Raw genomic sequence first — 9,208 nt, forward strand, 5'->3', positions numbered from 1 at the left:
CGGGACGGCTACTTTACGCCGAGGGTGGAGCGCAGCATCCAGGCGTGCTTTTCGTGCGCCTGCAGCCGCTGGGTCAAAAGGTCGGCGGTCGCTTCGTCGCCCGCGTCTTCGGCGATCGGCATCGCGTCGCGCAGGGTGCGGATGACGGTCTCGTTGTCGGCCTTCAGCTCGCCGATCATGCCTTCCCAGTCCTGCTCGGGATCGCCGTCCTTGAGGCTGGAGAGGTTACCGAAGGCGGCGTAGCCCTGCGGGGCCAGTTCGCCCAGGGCGCGGATGCGTTCGGCGATGGCGTCCAGCGCGGCCCACTCTTCCTGGTACTGGCCTTCAAGGAGCACGTGCAGCGACTGGAAGTTCGGCCCGCGGACATTCCAGTGATAGCCGTGCGTCTTCAGATACAGGGCGTAGCTGTCGGCCAACACCTTGTTGAGCGACGCGGCGATATCGGTGCGCTGTTTCGCGGTCAGCCCAGTGTTCAAAGCGGCGGCCATGGTGATCTCCCGTGTTGCGTGTCTTAGGTAAGCGTGTCCATCCTCTTGGCAAGACATCTTTGCCTGGAGCGGGGATGGAGAAGAAAGACAACCCGATCCGCGCCTCCGACGACCAAGGACGTATCCACGCGCTGGTTAGCGCCTGGCTCATCCCCCCGGTTCCGCCGCCAGCGTGGCTTTGCGCGATCGCCGCGATCATCGGCGTGGCCATGGCCATCCTGATGCGAATCGGCCTGCTAGGCTTGAGCGGAGGCGTCGGGGCGACCCAACCCTTCTTCCCGGCCATCATGCTGGTCACGCTCTACGCGGGCTGGCGCTGGGGCATGATCCCCACTCTCGCCGGCGCAGTCTTCGGCTGGTGGCTATGGGGCGGGCGCTACGGCGAACCGCTGAACAGCGACGAGCTGTCGACCATGGTCATCTATCTGATCTGCGGCGCGATGGTCGCGGCGGTCGCCGAGGGCCTGCGCGCCGCGATGCGTGGCCTGGCCAGCGCCCGCGCCCAGCGCGCCAACGCCGAAGCCAGACTGCGCGTCACCCAGACCGCTGCGGGCGTGGGCCCGTGGGACTATGACCTGACCACCGGCGAGCTTTACCTGTCTCCGGCCGCCCGACGAAACCTGGGCATACCGGAAAACGCCGACATCATCCTGGCCGATCTGCCGCGCTTCGTGCATCCCGACGACCGGGCGATGACGGAGACCGTCGTGTTCGGCGGGTTGAACACTTTGACCGACTACGAGGTCGAGTATCGCCTGGCCGACACAAGCAACGGCGAGCGCTGGGTGCACGGGCGGGGCGAGGTGCTGCGCGACGAGACCGGCCGGCCCGTTCGGATGATCGGTCTGAACTTCGATGTCACCAATCGCCGCCGCGCCGAGGCCGAGGTGCGCGAAAGCGAAGCGCGGTTCCGGACCCTGGCTGACAGCGCGCCCGCCCTGATGTGGGTGACGCGGCCCGGCGGCGTGCGCGAGTTCGTCAACAACGCCTATGTCGCCTTCGCCGGCCTTACCTATGACGAAGCGCTCAACCTCGACTGGCGGACCCGGATCTTCCCAGAAGACCTGCCGCGCCTGCTCAAGGAGCAGGTCGCCGGAGAGGCCTCGCGCAAGCCGTTCAGCCTTGAGGCGCGCTATCGCCGCGCCGACGGCGAATGGCGTTGGCTCAAGTCGTTCTCCCAACCCCGCTATGACCCCTCTGGCGCATTCGCCGGTTTCATCGGCATGGCGTTCGACACCACCGAGGCCAAGCAGGCTGAGGCCAATCTGACCGGCATGAACGAGCTTCTGGAGGAGCGCGTCGCCGCAGCGGTCGCCGAGCGTGATGCGGCTCAAGCGGCGCTGCTGCAGTCGCAGAAGCTGGAGGCGATCGGCCAGCTGACCGGCGGCGTCGCCCACGACTTCAACAACCTTCTGACGGTGATCATCGGCGCCCTGGACGTGGTCGAGCGCCACCCCGACGACGCCCGGCGCCGCGAGCGCATGGTCGGCGCGGCCCTGGCGGCGGCTAAACGCGGCGAGAAGCTGACCCAGCACCTCTTGGCCTTCGCACGACGCCAACCGCTGAAGCCGGAAGTATGCCGCGTGGATCGGCTGATCGCCGAAAGCGAGGGCCTGCTCAAGCGCGCGCTGGGTGACGCCTACACCTTCCATCTGCGCCTCGGCGCGGGGGTTCGCAGCGCCCGTATCGACGCGGGTCAGTTCGAGGCGGCGCTGCTCAACCTGGTGGTCAACGCTCGCGACGCCACGCCGCCCGGCGGCGAGGTGAGCATCGAGTCCCGGCAGGTGACCCTCGAGCGCCAGGACGGCGACCTGGAGCCCGGCCAGTATCTGCGCGTGGCGGTGCGCGACACGGGCTCGGGCATGGACGCCGCGACGATCGCCCGGGCGGTCGAGCCATTCTTCACCACCAAGCCGCCAGGCGAAGGCACGGGGCTGGGCCTGTCGCAGGTCTACGGCTTCGCCCGCCAGAGCGGCGGCTCGGTGCTGATCGAGAGCACGCCGGGACAAGGCGCGACCGTCGCCCTGCTATTGCCGGTCAGCGAAGGCGATCCGGCGAGTGAAAGTCTGCCTCGCATAGACCACATCGGCGCCCAGACGCCGTCTCGTGTGCTGCTGGTGGAGGATGACCCTCAGGTCGCCGAGCTGGTCGACGCTATGCTGCATGACCTCGGACACTCAGTCGTCCGGGCCAGCGGGGTCGATGAAGCCCTCTCGCGCCTGGACCAGGACGAGGGCATCCAGCTGGTGCTGAGCGACGTGATCATGCCCGGCGGCAAGAGCGGCGTGGATCTGGCCGAGCAATTGGCCGCCACGCGCCCGGGCCTCCCGGTGGTGCTGTGCTCGGGCTATACCGGCGGCGACCAGAGCCGCGCGCGGGCGGGCGACTGGCCGTTCATCAGCAAGCCGTTCTCGCTGGAGACTCTTGCCCAGGCCCTGGCCCAGGCGCGGCCGCACTGACGGTTCAGGCGCGGTCGCCCAGCAGCACCTGGCGGATCTCGCCCTTCGATCGAGACAAAGCGATCAGCAGATAGATCGACAGGAATAGCATCCCGCCGAAGACCGCCAGCACGCCCAGGCCCAGCGCCGCAGGACGGAACCGTCCGCGCCACGAAACCCACAGGCCCGACAGCAGCAGGAAACAGAAGAAGTCCAGGTTGAACTGTCCGGGCCAGCCCATGGCCGCCATGTCGCCGAAGAAGATCGGCAGGAGGTTCCAGCCGTGGTTGGCGATGGTGACGCTGGTGTAACCGACAATGACGACCAGGCAGGCCAGCAGAAACAGGCGGAACGGGATCATCGGGCGCTCTCCTTCGACGGGGTGATCAGGCGGGCTTCCAGGAACAGGCAGCGGGCGGTCATGGCCAAGAGGCCGATCGAGCCGCTGGCCAGCACGGCCAGCATCCAGGGGATTGGCCGCATGCCCACGGCGCGAGCGCGCGGTAACAGCAACGCGGTGGCGACTCCTGCCGCGAGCAGGAGATCGCACCAGATCTGCGCCCCCCACGGCCCGCGCAGGTGCTCATTCCAGAAGCCGAGCGGTCCGGCCTTGGCGACGACATCGACGGTCAGGGCGAAGAACAGGGTCGAAAGGATCGCCGGAACGATCCAGGCGCGCGGGCCCAGGTTCGGCTTGGCGGCCATGACTACAAGGGCGAGCAGCAAGCCGAGGGCTGCGCTGGCGGGCAGAATGGCGTACACGGACTGAGGCATGAGACCCTCATGTAGCGATTGCTACATGACTAGCGCATTGTAGCAGTCGCTACAACCGGAAAGGCGGCATGAACGTTCGCGACGATCAGCGGGACCGGGTGATCAAGTCCCTGGCCGAGCACCTGCTGGCCACCGGCCTGTCTCAGGCCAGCCTACGGCAGCTGGCGGCGGCGGCCGGGGTCAGCGACCGCATGCTGCTGTACTATTTCGCCGACAAGACCGAGGTCCTGGCCTTGGCCATGCAGAGCCTGGCCGGCGGCATGGCCGCGCGGCTGGAGACCGCCTTGCCCGCCGACCAACGCCTTTCGCAGGCGGCTCTGACCGCGCGCGCCGCCCGGCTGGTGGTGGACCCGGTCTTCCGGCCGTTCATGCGCCTGTGGATCGAGGCCATCGCGGCCGCCGCGCGCCAGGAGCCGCCGTTCGCCGATATCGCCCGCCAGATCGGCGAAGGGTTCCTGGCCTGGATCGAGGCGCGGCTGGATCCAGCCCTCGTCGCCGACCCGCCCGGCGCGGCCGCGACGATCCTGGCGCTGATCGACGGTCTGGCCCTGCTGGAGGTGTGCGGCGGCGAGGACCGGGTGCAGCGCGCCGTGGCGGCGCTAGAGGCGGCGAGTCTGGGGTAGAGGCGGCTTTCGCCTCGCCGCGCGCGGGCCCATATCCAGGTCATGACCGCAGCCACCGCCCACGACCCGCGCCTGACCGTCTGGTTCGACGGCGCTTGCCCGCTGTGCCTGCGCGAGATCGCCCTGATGAAGCGCCTCGATCGCCGGGGCGCGATCCAGTTCCTGGACGTCACGGACGGCGAGACCACCTGCCCCATCGATCGCGGCGAGCTGCTGGCCCGCTTCCACGCTCGCGAGGACGACCAGTTGCTGTCCGGCGCGGCGGCCTTCGCCGCCATGTGGCGCGCCATCCCGGTGCTGCGCCCCTTCGGACAGATCGCCCGCGCGCCGTGGGCGCTGAAGATCCTGGAAGCCCTGTACGTCCGCTTCCTGCGGGTGCGACCGCGCCTGCAGCGTCTGGTGGCGGGGTCTAGCGCCAGGCGTAGTTGAAGCTGACGCTGATCCGCTGCTCGTCGGCCTGGTTGGGCGTCACCTCGTGGCGCAGCCAGCTCTCCCACATCAGGATCGCGCCCGGCGTCGGCTGGACATAGACGAACGGCTGCAGGCCCTCGGGCGCCTCGGCCCCGCGGGTCGGCGCGGCCATCATCATCGGCAGGCGAGGATCCTCGAACTTGATGGCCGAGGCGCCCGGCGGGATGGTCACATAGACCGTACCGGAGATGACGCTGTGCGGGTGGATGTGGCCGGTGTGCTGGCCGCCCGGCTCCAGGATGTTGATCCAGAAGCTGTCCATCACCAGCTTGCCGGCGCCCAGATCGAAGCACAGGTCCTTGGCGAAGGCGGCCGCGTGCTTGTCGAGCTTCTTCTTCAGCTCGGCGAACAGGCTGTCGCGCAGCGGCAGGTCGTTCAGCGAGGCGTAGGAGGTGTAGCCCAGATAGCCCTTGTTGTAGGCCCAGGCCTGACCGGCCTCGTCCTCCTCGGCGATGGCGACGCAGGCGTCGTGCAGGTCGTCGATGAAGGCGTCAAAGCCCTTCTCGCCAGCGAGGGTGGCTTCATAGAGCGGGGTGACGAAGAGGCTGCGTGGGGTCATGGGCGGGGTCATAGCGCGATTGACGGCGGAGCACGAAGAGAACATAGTCAGAACATGGCTGATGATGGACTGACCCTTAAGATCAGCGCGCCCCTTACAGCGAGCCTGCGCGCCCGCGCTAAGGCGGCGGGCAAGAGCGTGGAGGCCTATGCCGAGACGCTTCTGGAAGACCATTTCGTCGAAAGACCCGGCTTCGAGGACAACGAAGCGCATTGGGAGGAGGTTCGGCGGATCGCCGATGAGACCTTGCGAGACGGAGGTATCCCGCTGGACGATGTCAAACGCTGGGTGGAGTCCTGGGACACGGAGAACGAACTACCCCCGCCCGAGCCAAGGCCCCGCGAAGCGAAATGAAGCGCGTCGAAATCTCGACGCAGGCCCAGAATGATATCCAGTACTTGCGACGATGGTTGGCTGTGAGATCGCCGAGCGCGTCCAGACGTGCGAACCAGGCCATCGTGGCGGCGGCCTATACGCTCGTCGATTTCCCTGAACGGGGTCATCTTACTGGCGCCGGGATCCGCGAACTTCCTATCAGGTTCGGCTCAGCCGGCTACGTCTTGCAGTACTTCGTTGAAGACGACCGTGTCGTCATCGCCCGCGTCTTCCACAGCCTGGAACGTCGCTGAACGCGGCGGACTCGCCTATATCTGCCCTGTGACCGATACCCCCTCCGCCCCCGACACCGACGCCTCCTGCCCAGCGCCCGTCCTGACCGGCGCCGCCCTGATCAAGGACGAGGTCACGCGCCTGCCCGACGCGCCGGGCGTCTATCGCATGATCGGCGAGGGCGACGAGGTGCTCTATGTCGGCAAGGCCAAAAGCCTGAAGAAGCGCGTGGTGCAGTACGCCCAGGGTCGCTTCCACACCAACCGCATCGCCCACATGGTCGACGCCACGCGGTCGATGGAGTTTGTCACCACCCGCACCGAAGCCGACGCGCTTCTGCTCGAGATCAACCTGATCAAGTCGCTGAAGCCGCGCTTCAACGTGCTGCTGCGCGACGACAAGAGCTTTCCCGAGATCGTCATCCGCCGCGACCACGACGCCCCGCAGCTGCGCAAGCACCGCGGCGCCCACACCATCAAAGGCGACTATTTCGGACCGTTCGCCAGCGCCTGGGCGGTTAACCGCACGCTCAACACCCTGCAGAAGGCCTTCCTGCTCCGCTCGTGCAGCGACAGCGTCTACGACAGCCGCGACCGGCCCTGCATGCTCTACCAGATCAAGCGCTGCGCGGCGCCCTGCACCGGCCTGATCGGCAAGGACGACTACCAGGCCCTGGTGGACCAGGCCGAGGCCTTCCTGCGCGGCAAGTCCCGCGCCGTCATGGCCAGCATGGCCAAGCAGATGGAAGAGGCCGCCGAGGACCTGGAGTTCGAGCGCGCCGCCCGCCTGCGCGATCGTATCCGCGCGCTCTCGGCCGTGGCCCAGGAAACCCAGATCAACCCCGAGACGGTGGAGGAGGCCGACGTCGTGGCCCTGCACGTCGAGGGCGGCCAGGCCTGCGTGCAGGTGTTCTTCTTCCGCGCCGGCCAGAACTGGGGCAACCGGGCCTACTTCCCCCGCATCACCGGAAACGCCGACGAGTCCGAGGACGAGACGATCACCGAGGAGCAGCGGATCATCACCGCGTTCCTGGGCCAGTTCTACGACGATAAGCCGATCCCGCGCCTGATCCTGGCCAATGTCCAGCCGGCCGAAGCCGAACTCCTGTCCGAAGCCTTCGCGCTGAAGAGCGGTCGCAAGGTCGAGATCAGCGTGCCCAAGCGCGGCGAGAAGGCCGATCTGGTCCAGCACGCCCTGACCAACGCCAAGGAGGCGCTGGGCCGCAAGATGGCCGAAGGCTCGGCCCAGACCAAGCTGCTGGCCGGCGTGGCCGAGGCCTTCAAGCTGGACGCGCCGCCGGAGCGGATCGAGGTCTATGACAACAGCCACATCCAGGGCACGAACGCCGTCGGCGGCATGATCGTGGCCGGTCCCGAAGGCTTCATGAAGGGCCAGTACCGCAAGTTCAACATCCGCTCGACCGAGCTCACCCCCGGCGACGACTACGGCATGATGAAGGAGGTGCTAAAGCGCCGCTTCGCGCGCCTCGTCAAGGAAGAGGAAGAGGGCGACGACGCCAACCGGCCCGACCTGGTGCTGGTCGACGGCGGCAAGGGCCAGCTGGACGCGGCGCTGGAGATCATGGCCGACCTTGGCGTCGACGACATCGCCGTCGTGGGCGTCGCCAAGGGGCCCGACCGCGACGCGGGGCTGGAGCGGTTCTTCCTGCCCGGCCAGCCGCCGTTCATGCTCGAGCCCAAGTCGCCGGTTCTGTATTACCTGCAGCGCCTGCGCGACGAGGCCCACCGCTTTGCGATCGGCGCCCACCGCACCCGCCGCAGCATGGATCTGAAAAAGAACCCCCTCGACGAGATCGAGGGCGTGGGTCCGGGCCGCAAGAAAGCCCTGCTGCACGCCTTCGGCTCAGCCAAGGGCGTCAGTCGCGCCAGCGTCGAGGACCTCGTCAAGGTCGACGGCGTCAGCCAGGCCCTGGCCGAGCGGATCTTCGGGTTTTTCAGGAAGGGCTAAAGCCCTCAGGCCGCCACCGTCGCGGCCGCCTTCATGCGGCGGAACGCGGCGTTGAGGTCCGCCAGGGCGTGGGCGAAGGGCGTGCCGTTGCGCAGGGCGCGCTGGGCCTCGACCGTGGCGCCGCGCTGGGCCAGTTCGGCCACCTCGGCCGCCCGCAGGTGGAACTCGCGGTGGGCTTCCAGCAGGTTGAGGAACGCGTGGTTCCCCGCCCAGCGACGCGAGCCCTCGCCGTGCAGCCAGCAGCCGGTCGCGCACAGCCGGTCGGACTTCAGTTCGCGGACATCGATCGCCCGCTGCTCGGAAATCGCCGCGCCGAGCGTCTCGCGGATCAGGGTGTGTTGGTGTGCGTGTTCCAGGAAATCCATGGCCAAACCTTCCGGTTCAAACATGGGGCGATATGTCGCGCACCTTGGTTTCCGAACCGTTTCCGCACCCGCCGCCTATCCACAGTCTGAGGCCGTTTTCCCCCGATTTGGGGGCGCGCTCCATCAGCGATCGCCCGAGCCGGTCAGCCCCGTCATAAACCACCGTTCGCCTGTGGAACCTCCCCAGCTCCGGCTCGTTTTAAAGGTCGAGTTATTGTCGAGGGAGGCCCCCATGGACCTGCAGACCCAGAAGACTTTCGAGCGCGACCTGGTCGCTCTGATCCCGCACCTGCGCGCGTTCGCGCGGTCGCTGTGCGGTAATGCGGCCGCCGCCGACGATCTGGCGCAGGAGGCCGTGGCCAAGGCCTGGGCGAGCCGCAAGAGCTTCACCATGGGCACCAACATGAAGGCCTGGACCTTCATGATCCTGCGCAACCAGTTCTACTCCGACAAGCGCCGCAGCTGGCGCTCGGTGGCGCTGGACCAGGAGATGGCCGAGCGCACTCTGGTCGCCAACACGAACTTTGACGGCGCCATCGCCCTGGATGATCTGCGCCAGGCGATGATGATGCTGCCCGAGAACCAGCGCGAGGCGCTGATCCTGATCGGGGCCGGCGGGTTCTCGTATGAAGAGGCCGCCGAGATGATCGGCGTCGCCGTCGGCACGGTGAAGAGCCGCGTCAGCCGCGCCCGCGCCGAGCTGGTCAACCTGTTCGAGACCGGCGACTACGTCCGCGACGGCAAGCCCGCCGGCGAAGCCATGGCCTCGATGCTGCGCACGCTGGAACAGCTGGCGGCTTGAGGGCCTAGCGCCCCCTCCACCGCTTCGCGGTCCCCCTCCCCCGTTTCACGGGGGAGGATTGTGCTTCCTCCTCCCTCGCGAAGCGGGGGAGTTGTCGCGGCGTGGATACGC

12 protein-coding genes and 1 pseudogene are annotated in these 9,208 nt (G+C 67.8%); 7 read left to right on the plus strand and 6 right to left on the minus strand.

The window, feature by feature from the left end:
* Positions 1–8: 8 nt before the first annotated feature.
* Positions 9–488, minus strand: a complete 480-nt coding sequence (locus ACT53N_RS08905; RefSeq protein WP_476063568.1) for a Dps family protein — start codon at positions 486–488, stop codon at positions 9–11.
* A gap of 59 nt (positions 489–547) precedes the next feature.
* Here ACT53N_RS08905 and ACT53N_RS08910 point away from each other — a divergent pair, with 59 nt between their 5' ends.
* Complete coding sequence (locus tag ACT53N_RS08910; protein ID WP_476063569.1) at positions 548–2,947, plus strand: hybrid sensor histidine kinase/response regulator; 2,400 nt, start codon at positions 548–550, stop codon at positions 2,945–2,947.
* 4 nt (positions 2,948–2,951) lie between these two features.
* On the opposite strand, the gene ACT53N_RS08915 is transcribed toward ACT53N_RS08910, so the two are convergent.
* Positions 2,952–3,287, minus strand: coding sequence for a hypothetical protein (locus ACT53N_RS08915; RefSeq protein WP_476063570.1), 336 nt, complete (start codon positions 3,285–3,287; stop codon positions 2,952–2,954).
* Complete coding sequence (locus ACT53N_RS08920; protein ID WP_476063571.1) at positions 3,284–3,700, minus strand: hypothetical protein; 417 nt, start codon at positions 3,698–3,700, stop codon at positions 3,284–3,286. The genes ACT53N_RS08915 and ACT53N_RS08920 overlap by 4 nt, the downstream gene beginning before the upstream one ends.
* A gap of 68 nt (positions 3,701–3,768) precedes the next feature.
* Here ACT53N_RS08920 and ACT53N_RS08925 point away from each other — a divergent pair, with 68 nt between their 5' ends.
* Both ACT53N_RS08925 and ACT53N_RS08930 read left to right on the plus strand, forming a co-directional pair.
* A complete protein-coding gene (locus ACT53N_RS08925; protein WP_476063572.1) occupies positions 3,769–4,323 on the plus strand; it encodes a TetR/AcrR family transcriptional regulator in 555 nt (184 codons plus the stop codon).
* Between the two features lie 42 nt (positions 4,324–4,365).
* Positions 4,366–4,752, plus strand: coding sequence for a thiol-disulfide oxidoreductase DCC family protein (locus ACT53N_RS08930; protein ID WP_476063573.1), 387 nt, complete (start codon positions 4,366–4,368; stop codon positions 4,750–4,752).
* Here ACT53N_RS08930 and ACT53N_RS08935 read toward each other — a convergent pair.
* Positions 4,733–5,353 carry a TIGR02466 family protein gene (locus ACT53N_RS08935; protein ID WP_476063574.1) on the minus strand — a complete coding sequence of 207 codons (621 nt, stop codon included), beginning with the start codon at positions 5,351–5,353 and terminating at the stop codon, positions 4,733–4,735. The genes ACT53N_RS08930 and ACT53N_RS08935 overlap by 20 nt on opposite strands.
* A gap of 54 nt (positions 5,354–5,407) precedes the next feature.
* Here ACT53N_RS08935 and ACT53N_RS08940 point away from each other — a divergent pair, with 54 nt between their 5' ends.
* Genes ACT53N_RS08940 through uvrC form a run of 3 tightly spaced genes read left to right on the plus strand, consistent with a single transcriptional unit; the run spans position 5,408 to position 7,930 of the window.
* Entirely contained in the window at positions 5,408–5,707 is a 300-nt protein-coding gene (locus ACT53N_RS08940; RefSeq protein WP_476063575.1) for an antitoxin, read from the plus strand.
* Positions 5,704–5,982: a type II toxin-antitoxin system RelE/ParE family toxin gene (locus tag ACT53N_RS08945; protein WP_476063576.1), complete on the plus strand. Its 279-nt coding sequence runs from the start codon at positions 5,704–5,706 to the stop codon at positions 5,980–5,982. The genes ACT53N_RS08940 and ACT53N_RS08945 overlap by 4 nt, the downstream gene beginning before the upstream one ends.
* 28 nt (positions 5,983–6,010) lie before the next feature.
* On the plus strand, positions 6,011–7,930 hold the full coding sequence (gene uvrC / locus ACT53N_RS08950) for an excinuclease ABC subunit UvrC (RefSeq protein ID WP_476063870.1): 1,920 nt from the start codon (positions 6,011–6,013) through the stop codon (positions 7,928–7,930).
* Positions 7,931–7,935: 5 nt separating this feature from the next.
* On the opposite strand, the gene ACT53N_RS08955 is transcribed toward uvrC, so the two are convergent.
* A complete protein-coding gene (locus tag ACT53N_RS08955; RefSeq protein ID WP_476063577.1) occupies positions 7,936–8,295 on the minus strand; it encodes a CZB domain-containing protein in 360 nt (119 codons plus the stop codon).
* Between the two features lie 232 nt (positions 8,296–8,527).
* Here ACT53N_RS08955 and ACT53N_RS08960 point away from each other — a divergent pair, with 232 nt between their 5' ends.
* Complete coding sequence (locus tag ACT53N_RS08960; RefSeq protein ID WP_476063578.1) at positions 8,528–9,097, plus strand: sigma-70 family RNA polymerase sigma factor; 570 nt, start codon at positions 8,528–8,530, stop codon at positions 9,095–9,097.
* Here ACT53N_RS08960 and ACT53N_RS08965 read toward each other — a convergent pair.
* Positions 9,096–9,156, minus strand: a pseudogene (locus ACT53N_RS08965) (hypothetical protein); the annotation flags it as partial. The gene ACT53N_RS08960 and the pseudogene ACT53N_RS08965 sit on opposite strands and share 2 nt — an antisense overlap.
* Between the last annotated feature and the right edge of the window lie 52 nt (positions 9,157–9,208).

The organism is Caulobacter sp. DMC95 (assembly GCF_056313785.1).